Raw genomic sequence first — 15,702 nt, 5'->3', positions numbered from 1 at the left:
ATAATCCCGAATTCACTTTAATGTTGCCTTCAAGGCAATGCTGGAGGCGTGATGAGTCTGGTGCAGGATCGACGTATCAGTCACTTCCATGAGGCTGCCAGGCTCGGTAGCGTGCGCGCGGCGGCGGATTTCCTGAATGTGGCGCCTTCCGCGGTCAGTCGACAGATCACACAGCTGGAGCATGAGCTGGGCATGCCGCTGCTTGAGCGCCATCGCCGCGGAGTCAAGCCGACGGAGGCGGGCGAGCGGGTGCTGGAGTATTATCGGCAGCGTCTGGCGCAGCAGGAGGTTCTGCTCGAGTCGTTGCAGTCATTGAAGGGGCTGCAGAGTGGCTCGATGGTATTAGCGATCGGTGAGGGCTTCATCGAGGGGCTGGCGGGGCCATTGAGCCGTTTCTCCGCGCGCTATCCGGGCATCGAACTCAAGGTGAATCTGTGCGGAACCAATGAAGTGATCCGGCAGGTGGTCGAGGACGAGGCGCATCTGGGATTGGTGTTTTACCCGACTCGGGATCCGAAGATTCGCACGCATGTCTCGCGGCCGCAGCCGGTGTGTGCGGTGGTCAATCCGCAGCATGCCTTGGCTCAACAGTTCGGGGCTCAGGAAGGCTCAAGGCGGGCGGCAGGTGAGGCCGCTCCGCTGTCGCTGGCGGCGCTGGCCGGTCACTCCCTGGCCCTGCCGGAGGTGTCATTCGGCATCCGCCAGATCGTGGCCCAGGCCGAACATCAGGCCGGCGTGATGCTGAGTCCGACCTTGACCTGCAACGCCCTCGCCATGCTCAAGCAATTCGCGCTGCATGGCGGCGTGACGCTGCTGCCGGAATTCGTGGTCTCCGAGGAGGTCGCCGCTGGCCGCCTGTGTCGAATTCCGCTGCAGGAAGCCCAGTTCGTCACGCCGCATGTGCAGTTGATCAGCCGCCTGGGCCGTCAGTTGAGTGATGGCGCCAGTCGGCTGTCGAGCCTGTTGCAACAGGACATGACGGCCTTCAGCCCGTTGGAGGGGGGCTCAGTCGGTCAATCGCGCTGACGGTGAGGGATTCAGTACAGAATTGGCGCGCAGGCGTTCGGCGGCAAAATCCAGGAAGGTGCGTACCTTGGCCACCGCGCCGCGCCCCTCGCTGTGCAACAGGTGGATCGGTAGCGGCGGTGGCTCTAGCTCCTCCAGTACGGCCTGCAGGCGACCCGCGGCGAGATCCTCGCCGACCTGATAGGACAGCACGCGGGTGATGCCCCAACCACTGCGGGCCGCCTCGATGCAGGCGGCAATGCTGCTCATCGTTAGCCGGGGGCTCACTCGTATGGCATGTTCTCCTGCGTGGCCGAAGCGCCACTCCTTGCTGGCATTCATGTTGCTCGAGGCAACGATGCGCTGTCCGGCCAAGGCCTCCAGCGAGTCCGGCGTGCCCTCGCGGGCGAAATAGCTCGGTGAGCCACACACCACGCGCCGCACGCTGCCGACTCTCAGTGCCGAAAGCCCCGAGGACGGCAGGGAACCGATACGCACGGCGATATCGAAGCCTTCCTCTATCATGTTGACCACGCGGTCCACCATGACCACCTCGGCGCGCATCTCGGGGTAGCGTTCGAGGTATTCCATCAGCAGTGGCATCACATGGAGACGGCCGAATTCGGTGGGACAGGTGATGCGCAATACGCCAGTGGGGCGTGTCGCGGCGCCGCTGACACCATCCTCCGCTGCCTGAAGCTCCGCCAGGATGCGCCGTGCATCCGCCAGATACCGCTCACCGATCTCGGTCAGGCGCACGCGACGTGTGGTGCGCGTGAACAGACGTGCGCCCAGGCGGGCTTCCAGGGCATTGATGCCGCGTGTCACCGAGGGGGCGCTCATGCCCAGCGCCCTGCTACCTGCCGCGAAGCTTTCGGCATCCGCCACGGCCACGAAGACCTCCAGTGTCTGCAGTCGGTCCATCTGTGGCTCCCATTGGCGTCGATTATTGTCATTATCTGGAATGATCAATTGTGTCTGCTGAGGATTCTAGCAGCCAGATGAGGAGAGTAGTGTGGGGATGTGTTTGATCACCCCAACCGCTGGAGCCTCTTTCATGTCAGCCAATCTCCCCCGCCATCCCTTGCCACCGTTCACGCCAGACACTGCGGCACACAAGGTGCGTCTTGCCGAAGACGGCTGGAATGGCCGTGACCCCGAGAAGGTAGCGCTGGCGTATTCGCCGGACACCCGCTGGCGCAATCGCGCCGAATTCGTGAACGGCCGTGATGAGGTGGTGGTCTTCCTCACCCGCAAGTGGGCAAGCGAGCTCGACTACCGCCTGATCAAGGAGCTGTGGGCCAGCGCAGGGAATCGGATCGCCGTGCGTTACGCCTATGAATATCGCAATGACAGCGGCCAGTGGTTTCGCGCCTACGGCAATGAGAACTGGCAGTTTGATGAGCAGGGGCTGATGACCCATCGCCACGCCAGCATCAATGAGCACCCCATCGCGCAGAGCGAGCGCAAGTTCCATTGGCCATTGGGGCGCCGACCGGATGACCACCCCGGGTTGAGCGATTTCGGCTTCTGAGTCGTCATCGTCTTCCACGTTTCCTGCAGCGCACTGCGCTTTGCCGCTCTCGGCTCTTTCCTCTTTCCTCACATCGTCAGGTGAATCATGAACCCACGCCTTGCTGCCGCGTCAGCGCCCATCCGTCTGTTCCGCAATCCGAAGTCCGGCCACTGTCACCGCGTCGAGCTGATGCTGGCGCTGTTGGACATTCCCTATGAGACGGTGGATCTCGACATGGCCAACGGCGCGCACAAGGCGCCCGACTTCCTCAGGATCAGTCCGTTCGGGCAGGTGCCGGCCATCGAAGACAATGGCGTCTTCCTGAGTGATTCCAACGCCATCCTCGTCTATCTGGCCCAGCGCTATGACGGCGAAAGACGCTTCATGCCCGGAGACGCCTTGGCAGCGGCCCAAGTGCAACGCTGGCTCTCGGTCGCGGCCGGGGAGATTGCCGCTGGCCCTGCACGGCACGTCTGGTGACCGTCTTCGGTGCTCCCTTTGACCACGAGCAGGCCATCGCCCGCGCGCATGCCCTGTTCGCCGTCATGGAGTCCCATCTGGATCAGCGGCAATACCTGGTGGAGGAGCGCCTGACGTTGGCCGACATCGCGGGTTACAGCTACATCGCCCATGCCCCGGAGGGGGGTGTCAGCCTGAGTCCTTATCCCGCCATTCGTGGCTGGCTTGCGCGTATCGAAGCCGAGCCGGGTTTCGTGGGCATGGCGACGAGTCCGGTACTGGCCTGAGCATCCACGCCTTCTTGAGGGATATTCCATGAATGAGCACCGCCAGGTATTTCATGCAGGTGAGCGACGCGTTCAGGCACGTGCAGGAGTGCCTGAGAGTTATGTCGACCAGGTGGCTTCCTATGTGCGTGACCAGATGCCTGAACAGCATGTCGCGTTCTTCGCGAGCCTGCCGGTGCTGTTCATGGGAGTGCCTGACGGTGATGGCTGGCCGTGGGCGGTGATGAGCCTTGCGCCGCCCGGGCAGCTTTGCAATGCCACGCCCGGTGAGCTGCAGGTGCATGCACGACCGGCGCTGGGGAAATTGCTGGGGCTGGATTTCACTCCCGGTACCAGGGTCGGCGTGCTGGGGCTGGATCTGGCCAGTCGGCGGCGCAATCGCCTGAATGGCACCCTGCTTGCCCCTGAAGCGGTGGCGGGCATGCGGCCCGATGGGCTGCGGATCCGGGTCGATCAGAGCTTCGGCAACTGTCCGCAATACATCCAGCAACGTGAGATCGACTGGGCTGCCGAGCAGGCGAAAGCGCTGGTCAGCCGCGAGGTGGCACTCAATGACGAGGCGACATGGAACGATGAAGAGGCGCGCGCCTTGCTGGCCCAGGCGGACACCTTCTTCATCGCGACCCGCGCAGGTGAGCTGGACGATGCTGCGCCCAACGGCGTGGATGTCTCGCATCGTGGCGGCAGGCCAAGCTTTCTGCACCTGAATGCCGATGGCAGCCTGTCGTTTCCCGATTTTGCCGGCAATCGCTTCTTCAACACCCTGAGCAATATCGAGCTGGATTCCCGCGTCAGCCTGTTGATTCCCGACTTCATCACGGGTGAGGCGTTGGTGCTCAAGGGGCATGCCCGGGTCGACTGGAACCCCCAGCGGGCAGCGCTGGTCGCGGGCGCCGAGCGCATCGTGGATGTGGTGCCGGAGCAGGTACTGCATGTCGAGCATGCCTTGCCGGTGCAGGGGCGTCTGATCGAACTCTCGCCGTCGCTTGAGCAGACCGGTGACTGGCCGGACCCTGACGAGGCGCCCGTACCCTTGCGTCGTTTGCGCGTCATCGACAAGGTGCGCGAAAGTGACTCGATCACCTCCTTTTATCTGGCGCCATGGCTGCTAGCGGGTCAGGAGCGCGAAACGGCGGAAATCGACGCCTATCGCCCCGGCCAGTTTCTGACCCTGCGTCTGGCCTCCACGCCACAGCGGCCCTTGTCCTGCGGCGAGATCGCGGTGATGCGTAGCTACAGCATTTCGCAGGCCTGGCGGGCGGGGCAGAGTGCCTATCGCATCTCGGTACGCCGCGACTCCAAGGGACTTGCCTCACGCCTGTTGCATGATGAATTCGCGGTGGGCGATGTGCTGGAAGCGACACCCCCGGCGGGGGATTTCGTGTTGCAGGACTCGCCAGCACCTTGCGTGCTGCTGTCATCCGGCGTCGGCATCACGCCGATGATCGCCATGCTGGAGGCCTTGATACAGCAGGCAGAAGCGGGGCATCCGCCGCTCGGCGAAGTGGTCTTCCTGCATGCTGCGCGTAATGGGCGTGAGCTGGCATTTCTCGACACGCTGGAGCGCTGGTCGCGCGCCCATGTGTGGCTGCATCTTCATATCGCCTTGTCGCGCCCGAGTGCGGCGGATCTCGTGGCCGGGCGGCATCAATCTGTGGGCAGATTGGAGCTGGTGAGTCTGGCGGGCAGCCTGCCGGAGCTTGCCTCCAGCCATGTCTATCTATGTGGCTCCGAGGGCTTCATGCGCGCGCAATATGCCGCCTTGCTGGCGCTGGGGTTACCGCGTGAGCAACTGCATCACGAATTCTTCGGGCGTGGTTCGCTGGAGGACGGGGAGGCAATCGCGGTTGCGCTATCGGCAGACTTCCAGGCGAGCTTGCCGGAGCGTGCTCGGGTCACCTTCACGCCTCGCGTGGCACCTGGGCAGCCATCGGCCAGCGACGTGGGAATCACACGACAGTGGACACCCGAACAGGGCAGTCTGCTTGAGCTGGCCGAGCAGTCAGGCGTGAATACCCTGTCCAGTTGCCGTGCCGGGCGCTGTGGCAGCTGCGCATTGCGACTGCTCGAGGGTGAGGTCAAGTATCCCGAGCCGCCACAGGCCTCCGTGGCTCAGGGTCAGGTTTTGATGTGCTGTGCCTATCCGGCCAATGATCAGCCGCTGGTCATCCAGACGCTTTGAGCTGCGTCGTCGGGCGCGAATGGCTTGGTGTGAATGGCTTGGTGTGAATGGCTCGGTGCGAAGGGCTCGGTGTGAATGGCTGGGCATGAATGACTCGCGCGGCTGACAAGCTTGAGGAGAATCAGTGAGATAGCGATAGATCAGTTCATGGTCCTGACAAGTGGCTGGCGGTATAGTACGAAGCGTGTGTCATTTATCCGAGCTTGTCGCAGCTTGTTGCCCGCTCGGCATCACAGACAAGGATTTTCACGATGGCTTCATTTCGTATTCTGACGCATCCCGAGCACGGGACGCGTGCCGTCAAGATCGGCTGGTCGTGGCCGGCATTCTTCTTCGGCCTGTTCTGGGCGCTCTACAAGCGCATGTGGCTGCTGGCGGCCAGTCTGTTCGGCTTCATCGTGCTCAGCTCGGTCTTCATTCCGGCGACGCAGGGAGGGCAACTGATCTCCAATATCCTGTTCCTGGGCCTCAACTTGACCATCAGCCTCAAGGGCAACCTGTGGTACGCGAGCCTGCTGGAAACCCAAGGCTATCAAGAGCAGGCTCAGGTCTCGGCGCGCAACCCCGATGATGCGCTCGCCGTGTACGCCAATTCGCAAAAGGCCTCTGCTGCCGATATCCGCGATCATGAACAAGGCAGCGCTCGCTCTCAGGATCAGGACCCTTGGGGCGATCAGCGTGACGAGCGGGAGACCGAGCGTGAGCGTAAGGATGGCAGGGGTGACAGAGTTGAAAGAGATGAAAGAGATGACGACGACAACGGCAATGGTGGCGCCAGTGGCAAGGGCGGCGGCAACACCACGGGCACCTTCATCGGCTAAGGGCCGGACCGGGAAGAGATGAGACGATGAACCTTCAAGGACGATTGACGCGCTGGAACGATGACAAGGGCTTTGGCTTCATTACTCCGGCGTCGGGTGGCAAGGATGTCTTTGCCCATATCAGCGCCTACCAGGGGCGCGGGCGACCCAAGGCCAGCGCGCAGGTGCACTATCAGTTGGGCATGGATGATAACAATCGCCCACGTGCCATCCGCTTTCGCACCCATGGGGCCGGAGCTTCCACCACCTCTATCGGGGTGTGGCTTGCATGGTTGGTGGCGTTAGCCGTGATGGTCGTACTCGGAGCGGGCTGGTGGCAGGAGCGTCTGCCATGGATGTTGCCTGCAGCGTATCTGGGCATGAGCCTGGTGGCGTACATGGCGTATCGGGTAGATAAACTGGCCGCTGCTGAGAGTGAACAGAGAGTTCGCGAGGATACCTTGCACTTCATGGAGCTGCTGTGTGGCTGGCCGGGGGCGCTGATCGCCCAGCAGAGCCTGCGTCACAAGACGCGCAAGACAAGCTACCAGTTCGTGTTCTGGTGTGCGGTACTGCTCAATATCGCCGCCGTGAGCTGGCTGACTCTCTCGCCGGATGCCGCGTCCCTTCGTGACCTGCTCGGCTTTCCCGTCATGGCAGGCGAGGCCATGATCAGGTGGTCATGAGCGGATGATTGAGCGGCGTTATCGAGCGCATGACAACGACAAAGGGGGCCTATCAAAGACCCCCTTTGTCGTTGTTGCTCACTAATGTTTACCAGTAAAGCACGCTGGCCATCAGAACGGTGCGAAATCATCCTGTTCGGAGCTCGAGGCGACCCAGCGGTCTCTGGCAGGTATCGCCCGACGCTGGGCGCCCTGTGGCGGTATCTGGCCTCGCTCACCATACAGCCACAGCACCAGGTTGGAGCGCTGGCCGCTGGTGATCGGCTGCGCGGCATGCGGCACATTACCGCGATGCAGCATGGCCGAGCCGGGCGTGAACGAGAAGCGCACTGCGTCGCCGCTCGCGGCGTCCAGGACGTCCAGCTCAGAGCCCTCGAAGGTCTCGTCGGGCAGGTTCATGTTGATGTTGAGAGTCACGGACGAGGCATCGGTATGCGGCCGAATCGAGGCGTCCGTGGTGGGCTGATAGTGGATCGAGAAGCCGAAGGACTGGCTGTCGTAGCCGATGATTTCCGGGAACAGCAGCCGCGAGATCGGGCGCATGTAGGTGTCCACCAGCTGCTGATAGAACGCCTGGAAACTCGGTGCCGCCAGATAACCCTCTGAGCGACGGTCGAGCATGGCGCCGCGTCGATTGAGCACGATGCCGTAGGGCGGGCGCAACGGAATACCGGCGTCCCATGCCTGTTCCAGCATGTTGCGCAGATCAGCAATGCGCTCGACATCGAAGAGCTGGAACTGATAGACGTTAGTGGCGACTTCTGTCATCAGCGCCTTGACGTCCGTCTCGCGCTCGGGATTTTCCCACGCCTGCTTGACGGCAGTGCGCAGCGCTTCGTCGATCAATCCACTATCGAGGATGGCGAGGTCGTCTTGCTCGACGGCTTCCCATTCACGCCAGGCGTCACTCAGCAGCTGACGATGGCTGTCCCAGAATTGCTGGACGGAGGGGGCGCGCCGCAGCATGGCCTCGCGGGAAGGAAGTTCAAGCTCGCGGGCCTGCTGCAACCGGGTCTGCTGTAGTCGGGTAGGGTGCAATACAGAATGGGTCATGGGATGTCTGCTCCAGAAACTTGCGACATGAAGGCTGCCGTTTCGGCGATGTTGGGCAATTTATTACGCCGTGCCTTGTTGATAAACAGGCCCCTGGAGTAAACACATTCAATATTCTGTTGATGATCTCCACACGACAGCAGGCCCGCACACAATGCGGGCCTGCTGTCGTTTGCCAGAGTGATACGAGGCGCGCTGTCAGCTCATCAAGCCATCGACCACCCCCAGGCCGTGGAAGGCGATCATGCCGATGATGCCAGCGAAGATCACGTAGTAGAGCGTCGGCAGGATCGTCTTGCGAAGCGTGACGCCTTCGCGACCCAGGAGGCCGACGGTGGCCGAGGCGGCTACCACGTTGTGGATGGCGATCATGTTGCCGGCAGCCGCGCCGACCGCCTGGAGGGCGACCATCATGGTGCTGGAGATGCCCAAGGCCTGGGCGACGTTGAACTGGAAATCGGCCAGCATCAGGTTGGAGACGGTGTTGGAGCCGGCGATGAAGGCCCCGAGGGCACCGACACTCGGCGCGAACAGCGGATAGATATCGCCCACGCTATCGGCGATGAACTGCGCCATCGCCACCGGCATCGACACCAGATCCGCCTCGTTGACGCCGGAATTGATCAGGATACGCACCATCGGAATCGTGAACAGCAGCACGAAGCCTGCGCCGAGGATGGTGCGGCTGGATTCGCTGACGGCAGCACTGACGTCTCGCATGCGCATGCGGTGCAGCACGATGGTCAGCAGTACCACGACCACCAGGATACCGCCGGGCAGGTACAAGGGCTGCAGGCTGCCGGAGATGTCAGCCTCCCCGAGAATGCCGCTCCAGCCGAAGCTCCATGAGGTCAGCGCCTCCTTGATCGGCGCGATGACGCGCGACATCACCAGCAGCACCGCGAGCAGCACATACGGCAGCCACCCCATGCCGACCGAGAGCGGCTTGCGGCCCTCGACGGGCTCAAGTGTCATGTCCAGCTTGCCGATCCACTCTGCGGGCCAGTTGTCTGCGTTCGGGAAGTCCCAGGTCCGGCTGGGCAGCAGAAAGCCCTTGCGCGCTGCGGGTACCACGATGGCGAGCCCCACCATGGCGCCGATCATCGACGGGAATTCCGGCCCCAGCAGCATGCCCGCCAGTACGTAAGGCACCACGAAGCAGACACCGGCGAACAGCGCGAAGGGCGCGACCTCCAGCCCTTCACGCCAGGAGCGATTGGCGCCGAAGAAACGCACCATTACCGCGACCATGATCAACGGCATGCAGATCCCGATGATGCCGTGGGTGATGGCGACCTCAGAGGTCACCAGCTGGAAGTAGGCGTCCCAGCTCGAGCCATTCGCGGCCAGTGTCTCGCTGACACCGGCCTTGTCGAGGCCACCGGAGACCCCGACTACGATGGGCGTGCCGACCGCACCGAAGGAGACCGGCGTCGATTGCACCATCATGCCCACCACGACCGCCGCCAGGGCCGGGAAGCCCAGCGCCACCATCAAGGGGGCGGCGACGGCGGCAGGGGTGCCGAAGCCGGAGGCACCTTCGATGAAGCAGCCGAACAGCCAGGCGACGATGATGGCCTGTACGCGGCGGTCCGGGCTGATGCCGGAGAAGCCGTTGCGTATCGCGGCAATGCCGCCGGAATGCTTGAGGGTATTGAGCAGCAGCAGGGCGCCGAAGATGATCCACAGGATCGCGACCGTCAGTATCAGCCCCTGTAGGGACGAGGCCAGGACACGAGTGAAGGTCATGTCCCAGGCCAGCAGGGCGATCAGTGCAGTGACCACGAAGACGATGGGCATGGCGAGGCGGGCGGCCATGCGAAAGCCGATCAACAGCACCCCGGCGAGCAGCAATGGCACGAAGGCCAATAGTGCCAATAGCGACTGATTCATTTGCAGCACACTCCCTATGTTGCGTGGCGAACGTCGTTTTATAAGTCTTTGTTGTTGGTGGGTGCGTGATTATGTCGCACCTGACGCTAGCTCAAGGTAAGAGAGTCCATTTGTTTCTGCTACTTGAGGTCATCTGGTATTACCAGTGATGATCACGAGGTTTATTTGCGCCAACTCATTGATAGTCAATGACTCTGTGAGGTGTCTCAGCCTACTCATCACGCGCAGCAGGTCAGCTTATTAGACTAAAAGGCGGCAGTTTACCGGGTGAGAGGCGTCTGTTTTCTGAGCGTGACAGGAAGGGTGTCCGGCCAATGACATCTGCATGTCACGCGCTTCACGTGCCCCAAGCGCCCCAATAGAAGGAGGAATGGCGAACAAGAAGCTGGTCGGGTGGGGGTGTCTTGCGGTCCATAAGGGCGGCTCACGCCTTGCTGGCTTGCGTGAATCCCCTCTTTCTGGTGGTCGTCATTGTCTCGAGATGATGGGCAAAATCAAGACCTGTTCAGACAAGGATATATCCACTGATTATTCAAGAAGTCGCGCACGATTCAGTGACAAGTCACTAGTAGCCGTCATGTCTGTCATGCATTGGCGACAGGTTTTCAAGTTTAACTTTCGTTGGCTGATTGTGAATAACAATTGGATGCCATTTAAATAAAAGAAAGTACAAATAAGCCGGCTGTGTATATTTACAGGGTGTGGGCGTGTCTTGTTACGCTGTCTTTCCTCAATCAATCACGTCTATGGAGAGCGCATGGCACAATGGGGCACGTTATTGGTCATTCTGGCAGCCCTCCAGTGGGGGATTACCGGTGGGCTGGGAAGTCAGTTGATGTCGTGGGGCTGGCAGGCCGAAGTCATTTCGTTCTGGCGCGCCATGGTGGGGTTCATCTGCATGCTGGGCTGGATGTTTCTGCTGGGCTATCACAAGCGCCCGGCCGACTCCACGCGTGGTCTGTTGGGGTGGTCATTGCTGGCGGGGCTGGGTGTCGCCGGCAATTTCATGTTCTATTTCAAGAGCGTCAATGAAAGCAGCGTCGCGGTGGCTGCCACGCTGATGTACAGCGCGCCCATCTTTGTCTATATCGCCTCTTTCCTGGCGCGGGTCGAGAAACCGACGCCGGTCAAGTTGGGGTCGATCGTGGTGGTGATGATCGGCATCGTATTGCTGACAGGCGTGCTGCAATCCGGCTCTGCCTCTGTCACCCCATTGGGCATCGCCTTTGGCTTGTTGGCGGGCGTGTCTTATGCCGTGTTCATCTTTGCCTTCAAGTCCGCTTCGCGGCATGGCAGTGTGCCGGGCATCCTGGCCATCGCGCTGGGCTTGAGCACCTTGATCATGGTGCCGTTCACGGACATGGGACAGGCGATTGCGGTGCCCTTCGCCGATGAGTGGTGGGTCTTCATCCTGTTCGGGCTGGTGGGCGGTGGCCTGTCCTTCTATTGCTATATTGCCGGGCTGCGTCATAGCTTGCCCTCGGTCGCCTCCATCGTCGCCATGATCGAGCCGATCACTGCCACTCTCTACGGCCTGTTGATTCTGGGACAGGGGCTGGATGCCATGCAGATAGGTGGCATGGTGCTGATTCTGCTCGCGATCACGGTGCTGAGCCTGGCGCAGAATCGCCCGGATGTGTTGCTGCGCATGCCACTCGGGCTGCGCAAGGACACCTCAAGAGACGCGCAGGCGAAGCAGACGGAACAGACAAGTCAATGACGCCTTTTGAGTCCTGAACTGATGTCTTCATTCTGCTCGCGATCGTGCTGAATGCCGCGCGGTACACGATGTGCAAGTCTCGAGGGCAATAGCGAAGGGATGAAGGGGCCTGAAACACGACAACGCCTCGTCAGCATGGCTGACGAGGCGTTGTCGTGTTTACGGTTGTCATGAGCTCGTGCGTGCTGGATTTGCCTCGCCGTCAGCTATCGCTGAGCACGGCGGCAAGTTCAGGGCTCGGGCGACTGGCGTTGACGAAGAAGTCATTCATCGTCAGCAGCAGGTACTTCTTCATCATGTTCTGGGCCGGCAGGAAGATGCGATCACCGAAGTCGAAGTTGCCTGCCTGGTGCGGCACGGAGTCCTGAACGGCGTAATCCTTGCTGAACAGCAACTGCTCGTTCTTGTCGTAGAGACGATACTGGACATCGAAATCGGCAATGATATCGAAATCTTCATTGGCGACACCGAAGGTCAGCAGATTCTTGGTCAGGTTCTGGGCGATCAGGTAATCAAGATAGACAGGGCCACGATTCTCATGGGCCTGGATTTCCACCTGCAGGCGGTAGTCGCTGGCACGTGCATCATGCGTGATGCGCGAAGACGCGGGCAGTTGCTCACGCAGCAATTGATTGAAGTGGGTCATTGCCGGTGAACAGATGCGCGACAGCTTGATGTTGCCCAGTGGTTGCATGGCCTGTTGGGCTGCGCCGGAAAACAGGTTGGCCTGTGGCTGGCTGTAATAGACGTCGGAATAGAACACCTTGTGCTGGTAGGCCTGCGCCTCCACCGGCGTGACCTTCGGGACATCGATCTGCGCGCGCGACACGCAGCCGGCCAGCACCATGAGGGCAATGCCCGCGCTAGCGAGTTTCATCAATGGCATGGGCATTCGAGTGACGGGCATATGACGAATTCTCGGGCGTGGCGAAGTTGTCGCTCACCGTAACATGCGCATGTCACAAGGCTAAACACGGGCCAGACAACGCCTTTCAACCATTGTTAACTTTTGTTTAATATTGTTGCATTTGTATATGTGAAGAGTCGCAAGAGGCGCCAGCTCAATCGAACCAGCGCTTGAGCGTCGTCTCCGCGCGCGTGGAATGTTCCGGCTTGATATGCGCGGCGACGATGGCGACGGCACCCGCCATCAGCGTCAGGTCATCGGTGTAGCCAAGCAGTGGCGTGAAGTCGGGCAGGCCGTCGATGGGCGAGATGAAATAGCCCAGCGCCCCATAGATGGTGGTGCGCGCCCAGAGAGGCGTATCGGGGTCCTGGGCGGCAAAATACATGCGAAATGCGGGGTTGAGCACGCGCTTGCCGGCCTTTCTGGCGGCGCCGCTCACCTTGCGCCAGAAGCCGGCCTCCGAGTAGTCCTCGGCATGGGCGTCGAGGGCCTCCTGGTGTGGACGGCTGCCATCGCCCGTCTGCGCTACCTGATCCGGTGCTGGCAGCCTGAGTGTCTCAGGCGGCTCGGCGGCGATGATGGTCTCATTCGTCATGGCGCTGTCTCCGTCATCTGAAGGTGTCGGCAATGGCTGCCAAGCTCATATTTCGCGCTGCAGGTCTTACTCTACCATGTGACTTTGTGCGGGTTGCGTCGTTCCATGGTTCACTCCGTGAGTCACTTCGGGGATCGCTCCATGTGTCGTTCTGTGGAGCGCTTTGTGAGCCGCTGCGTGCTGGCAATGACAGACAGAAAGACGCCGCCTCCTCACCCGTATCGACTGGGCAGGGAGGCGGCGTCTTTTTTGGCTATCAGGAATTGGTCAGCATCAACGGCTCAGGTGGGCAGGTCGAACAGCAGGGCATGCAGCCGGTGGGCTTCGCTCAGCGCGAGCCGTGATGCTTGATCCAGCGTCACGGCGTCGCCTGCGCCAAGCGAGACACTATGCGCATCCTCCGCGCTCAAGCGCGTGGACCCTTCGATCACGTGCAGATAGTAGCGGCGCCTTGCGTCCAGCGGCAGTTCCAGTGCTGTGCGCTGCTCGTCATCTCCTTGCAGGCCGATGCGATACATCCGGGCATCCTGATTGATGGTCAGCACCCCAGGCGCGGCTTGCGCCGGTGGTGCGATCAACAGGGTAAGGCCGTCGCGGGCGGCGAAGGGCTGCTGCTGATAGCGCGGCGGCAGCCCCTTGGCCTGTGGCGTGATCCAGATCTGCAGAAAACGCAGTGGCTCGCGGGACGAGGCGTTGTACTCGCTGTGCTCGATGCCCGTCCCCGCACTCATCAGCTGGACTTCGCCGACCCCCAGGGTGTGTCGTGAGCCCATGCTGTCGCGGTGCTCGATGCTGCCTGACAGCACATAGCTGATGATTTCCATGTCGCTGTGCGAGTGCGGATCGAAGCCCGCGCCCGGCGCCACGCGGTCATCGTTGATCACGCGCAGCACGGAGACGCCCATGTGAGCCGGGTCGTAGTAGCTGGCGAAGGAGAAGCTATGGCGGCTCTCCAGCCAGGCGAACCTGGCATGGCCGCGCTCATTGCCGGGGCGTAACGTGAGCATGGCAACCTCCTGAGACTGTGCGGGCGCGCATTGAGTGATGAATAGCCAGCCTTCAGCAGGCTTATGAATCGTGCCTGGCCGGGCTCAGCAGACGGTCGAGTGACAGCTTGCCGCCGCCGGTGATCACCAGGCTCGCCGCGATGGTCAGCAGTGCCAGCGCGTATTCGTAGCCATTGTTGCTCGCGAACAGCCCATTGCCGATATGCACGGTCAGGATGGCGACCAGCATGGTGAAGGCCAGCACGGCAGCCGCCGGACGTGTCAGCAAGCCGATCAGGATCGCCAGTCCGCCGAAGAACTCGCCGCTGCCGGACAGCAGCGCCATCAGATAGCCGGGCTCGATACCGATGGAGGCCATCCACTGACCGGTGCCTTCCAGACCGTAGCCGCCGAAGGCGCCGAACAGTTTCTGTGAACCGTGGGCCATGAAGATGATGCCGGTTGGGACGCGCAGCACCAGGCTTGCGAGGCTGGAATCGGTGGTCATCAGGCGAGAGAGGGCAGACTTGAACATGTGTGGCTCCCTTGATCAGGGATATGAGGTCTTTCAGATCAGTGTGTTTGATCGATAGAGCTACTATAGAATGTGGCTTATCAAAAAAATAACGGAGGATTCTGGTCTCAATGATCAGAATTTTTGAATCATGGTCTCACCCATCACACTCGACGCCCTGCGCGTGCTGGATGCCATCGAGCGGCGCGGCAGTTTCGCCGCGGCCGCCGAGACACTGCATCGCGTGCCCTCGGCGATTTCCTATTCGGTCCAGAAGCTGGAGGAAGAGCTGGGCGTGCCGCTGTTCGATCGCTCGCGCCGCAAGGCCGAGCTGACCGATGCGGGCCACCTGGTGCTGGCGCATGGGCGGCGCATTCTGCTGGCCACCGAGGAGATGACGGCGCTGGCGCGTCAGGCGGGAGCCGGCTGGGAGGTCGAGCTGCGTATCTGCGTCGATACCATTCTTGATCCGGACGCGCTCTATCCGCTGTTGGAGGAATTCCAGGCCATCCAGCCGCGCACGCGGGTGGTGTTGAGTGAGGAGGTGATGGCGGGGGCCTGGGATGCGCTGCACGACAATCGCTGTGATTTGGTGATCGGCGCGCCTGGCGAGCCACCGGTGTCTGGGCTTGCGTGCCGGCGGTTCGGCGCAATAGAACCGGTCTTCGCCGTGGCGGCAGATCATCCGCTGACCCGGATGGCGGAGCCGATTGCCATCGAGGCGCTGCAGGAATATCCCACCGTGATCGTGGCGGACAGTTCGCGCAGCCTGCCCGGCCATTCTTCCGGCTTGCTGGATGGCCGCAGCCAGATCATCGTCAAGACCACGGCGCAGAAGATCGAGGTCCAGCGCAAGGGGCTGGGGGTCGGCTATCTGCCGCTGCATCGAATCCATCGCCAGTTGGAGGAGGGCAGTCTGGCACTGCTGCAGCTGGAGACGGCGCGCGCGCCGATCGATCTCTCGCTCGCCTGGCGCAGTGGTCGACATGGCAAGGCGCTCAAGTGGTTCCTCGAGCGCCTTGCCGCCCCCGGCATGGGCGAGGCCTTCGGGCTGTTGCCGCGCGCGCCGGCGACTGACTTGTGTGGAGACTGAATCGCG

General features: G+C 61.6%; 16 protein-coding genes. 9 read left to right on the top strand and 7 right to left on the bottom strand.

Translation table 11 applies throughout. The features are described from left to right. Nucleotides 1-51 precede the first annotated feature (51 nt). Complete coding sequence (locus CLAM6_RS10395) at nt 52-1,026, top strand: LysR family transcriptional regulator (RefSeq protein WP_153636017.1); 975 nt, start codon at nt 52-54, stop codon at nt 1,024-1,026. Here CLAM6_RS10395 and CLAM6_RS10390 read toward each other — a convergent pair. Further along, on the bottom strand, nt 1,006-1,929 hold the full coding sequence (locus CLAM6_RS10390; RefSeq protein ID WP_153636016.1) for a LysR substrate-binding domain-containing protein: 924 nt from the start codon (nt 1,927-1,929) through the stop codon (nt 1,006-1,008). The genes CLAM6_RS10395 and CLAM6_RS10390 overlap by 21 nt on opposite strands. A gap of 133 nt (nt 1,930-2,062) precedes the next feature. On the opposite strand from CLAM6_RS10390, the gene CLAM6_RS10385 reads away from it, so the two are divergent. The 6 genes from CLAM6_RS10385 to CLAM6_RS18100 all read left to right on the top strand — a co-directional run bounded on the left by CLAM6_RS10385 (nt 2,063) and on the right by CLAM6_RS18100 (nt 6,935). Continuing rightward, entirely contained in the window at nt 2,063-2,539 is a 477-nt protein-coding gene (locus CLAM6_RS10385) for a nuclear transport factor 2 family protein (protein ID WP_153636015.1), read from the top strand. 87 nt (nt 2,540-2,626) lie between these two features. Beyond that, nucleotides 2,627-3,001, top strand: coding sequence for a glutathione S-transferase N-terminal domain-containing protein (locus CLAM6_RS17970; RefSeq protein ID WP_242007645.1), 375 nt, complete (start codon nt 2,627-2,629; stop codon nt 2,999-3,001). Continuing rightward, nucleotides 2,998-3,267 carry a glutathione binding-like protein gene (locus CLAM6_RS17965; protein WP_242007644.1) on the top strand — a complete coding sequence of 90 codons (270 nt, stop codon included), beginning with the start codon at nt 2,998-3,000 and terminating at the stop codon, nt 3,265-3,267. Before CLAM6_RS17970 ends, CLAM6_RS17965 begins: the two co-directional genes overlap by 4 nt. A 28-nt stretch (nt 3,268-3,295) precedes the next feature. Continuing rightward, a complete protein-coding gene (locus CLAM6_RS10375) occupies nt 3,296-5,449 on the top strand; it encodes a 2Fe-2S iron-sulfur cluster-binding protein (protein ID WP_153636014.1) in 2,154 nt (717 codons plus the stop codon). Between the two features lie 251 nt (nt 5,450-5,700). After that, nucleotides 5,701-6,270, top strand: coding sequence for a DUF2628 domain-containing protein (locus CLAM6_RS10370; protein ID WP_153636013.1), 570 nt, complete (start codon nt 5,701-5,703; stop codon nt 6,268-6,270). Nucleotides 6,271-6,296: 26 nt separating this feature from the next. Beyond that, a complete protein-coding gene (locus CLAM6_RS18100; RefSeq protein WP_153636012.1) occupies nt 6,297-6,935 on the top strand; it encodes a DUF1294 domain-containing protein in 639 nt (212 codons plus the stop codon). Nucleotides 6,936-7,046: 111 nt separating this feature from the next. Here CLAM6_RS18100 and CLAM6_RS10360 read toward each other — a convergent pair whose 3' ends face one another. Both CLAM6_RS10360 and CLAM6_RS10355 read right to left on the bottom strand, forming a co-directional pair. Beyond that, on the bottom strand, nt 7,047-7,988 hold the full coding sequence (locus CLAM6_RS10360; protein ID WP_153636011.1) for a 2OG-Fe(II) oxygenase: 942 nt from the start codon (nt 7,986-7,988) through the stop codon (nt 7,047-7,049). A 198-nt stretch (nt 7,989-8,186) separates the two neighbouring features. Further along, on the bottom strand, nt 8,187-9,881 hold the full coding sequence (locus tag CLAM6_RS10355; protein WP_153636010.1) for an L-lactate permease: 1,695 nt from the start codon (nt 9,879-9,881) through the stop codon (nt 8,187-8,189). A 757-nt stretch (nt 9,882-10,638) separates the two neighbouring features. Between CLAM6_RS10355 and CLAM6_RS10350 the strand changes: the two genes are divergently transcribed. Continuing rightward, on the top strand, nt 10,639-11,601 hold the full coding sequence (locus CLAM6_RS10350) for a DMT family transporter (RefSeq protein WP_082388906.1): 963 nt from the start codon (nt 10,639-10,641) through the stop codon (nt 11,599-11,601). A 202-nt stretch (nt 11,602-11,803) separates the two neighbouring features. On the opposite strand, the gene CLAM6_RS10345 is transcribed toward CLAM6_RS10350, so the two are convergent. The 4 genes from CLAM6_RS10345 to CLAM6_RS10330 all read right to left on the bottom strand — a co-directional run bounded on the left by CLAM6_RS10345 (nt 11,804) and on the right by CLAM6_RS10330 (nt 14,624). Then, entirely contained in the window at nt 11,804-12,487 is a 684-nt protein-coding gene (locus CLAM6_RS10345) for a hypothetical protein (protein WP_153636009.1), read from the bottom strand. A 175-nt stretch (nt 12,488-12,662) separates the two neighbouring features. Then, complete coding sequence (locus CLAM6_RS10340) at nt 12,663-13,103, bottom strand: YkvA family protein (RefSeq protein ID WP_153636008.1); 441 nt, start codon at nt 13,101-13,103, stop codon at nt 12,663-12,665. A 281-nt stretch (nt 13,104-13,384) separates the two neighbouring features. Continuing rightward, complete coding sequence (locus CLAM6_RS10335) at nt 13,385-14,110, bottom strand: pirin family protein (protein WP_153636007.1); 726 nt, start codon at nt 14,108-14,110, stop codon at nt 13,385-13,387. Nucleotides 14,111-14,171: 61 nt separating this feature from the next. Beyond that, the gene (locus tag CLAM6_RS10330; RefSeq protein ID WP_131432257.1) at nt 14,172-14,624 is read right to left on the bottom strand and encodes a DoxX family protein; all 453 of its coding nucleotides are present in this window, start codon (nt 14,622-14,624) and stop codon (nt 14,172-14,174) included. A 130-nt stretch (nt 14,625-14,754) separates the two neighbouring features. Here CLAM6_RS10330 and CLAM6_RS10325 point away from each other — a divergent pair, with 130 nt between their 5' ends. After that, on the top strand, nt 14,755-15,696 hold the full coding sequence (locus CLAM6_RS10325) for a LysR family transcriptional regulator (protein ID WP_153636006.1): 942 nt from the start codon (nt 14,755-14,757) through the stop codon (nt 15,694-15,696). Nucleotides 15,697-15,702 lie beyond the last annotated feature (6 nt).

Source organism: Cobetia sp. AM6 (genome assembly GCF_009617955.1).
Lineage (GTDB): Bacteria > Pseudomonadota > Gammaproteobacteria > Pseudomonadales > Halomonadaceae > Cobetia > Cobetia amphilecti.
Note: the sequence above shows the minus strand (reverse complement) of the source record. Positions and strands in the feature narration are given on the sequence as shown.